Source organism: Sulfitobacter sp. HI0040 (assembly GCF_001634885.1).
GTDB lineage: Bacteria > Pseudomonadota > Alphaproteobacteria > Rhodobacterales > Rhodobacteraceae > Sulfitobacter.
In genome coordinates this window covers 1-1,001 of record NZ_LWEX01000247.1, presented here as the reverse complement: position 1 = coordinate 1,001, position 1,001 = coordinate 1, and the positions used below count along the sequence as shown (strand labels likewise).

Annotated in this window: 1 protein-coding gene and 1 pseudogene; one reads left to right on the top strand and one right to left on the bottom strand. The window is 57.8% G+C overall.

Annotated features, from left to right (window positions below; all coding sequences use genetic code 11):
• Window positions 1-265: 265 nt before the first annotated feature.
• On the top strand, window positions 266-436 hold the full coding sequence (locus tag A3728_RS13205) for a helix-turn-helix domain-containing protein (RefSeq protein ID WP_236630494.1): 171 nt from the start codon (window positions 266-268) through the stop codon (window positions 434-436).
• A gap of 270 nt (window positions 437-706) precedes the next feature.
• Here A3728_RS13205 and A3728_RS13200 read toward each other — a convergent pair.
• A pseudogene (locus A3728_RS13200) lies at window positions 707-1,001 on the bottom strand (hypothetical protein); the annotation flags it as partial.

Sequence of the window (1,001 nt, the reverse complement as noted above, 5' to 3'; positions counted from 1 at the left end):
TGCCCCCACTTTCTCACGGCAAGTTGTCGCGCATTAGCATCAGGTTACGTTGGCCCTCGTTCGCACACGCATTAAGCGAGCTGGGGTAAGTTTCATCCAAGGGTCTCTATGAGCGCGATGCTGCAGCTTCGCAGTCCACCTCGAAGTTTCATTGGCAGCAAGTACACCTACAAATGGAGTACATATCGCGTGGCTAAGCTTCGCGCAGCGTGTCCGCTTTGCGGGCATGAACTTGCGGGATCGTGTAGCACAGAACATCCAGGAATTGAGACGCGCCAGCGGCCTCAGCCAGGAGGAGCTTGCTCATCGGGCCGATGTGAGCCGCGGCCATATGTGCAAGGTCGAGAACGCCAGGTTCGCCGCTTCTCTCGACCTTCTCGAACGCATCGCCAAGGCGCTGAACGTCGACCCCGAAGAGTTCTTTACAAAGCGCTAGCTAAAATTTGCCAGCCCCTGATGCGCCCTCGATCGGAGCGTCTCAAGAGGTAGTCAAATGGAGCGCAGTGAGTTCAATGAGTAAGAGAAAGACAGGCTGGCCTTTCCAGGAAGGGTTTCTGAACACCGATACGCAGGCGCTTCACCTGTTCACCGATTACCGTTGGAATGACGGCTCTGTGAGCCGTCGTTGGCATGTTGACCCTGAACGCTTTGAGGCAGACCTAACCGAACTTCGCCCTGTCTCCCTGAACACATCGGAGCGTTCGGATCAGTAGGAGAACCAGTCCGAATGGCCCATGTTGCCCTCGTAGTCGCCGAATTCGACCATGATGCTGCGGGAATAGAAGTGCCATAGGCCACCGCTGGTCGGGTAAGCGATCTCCTGCCCGCTTTCCGAGATGAATGTCGCGGGCCAGGGCGCGTGGGATCCGTAGACCCGCTGGATGTAGCGGCAGGTCCGGTTCTCGCGATCACAGGAGCGGATCGACCAGTCCCATTGACGCGGCTCGTCACGCGGCTCATAGGAGCGCCCGGTGAACCAGATCACATGGGTCCGGTTCAGC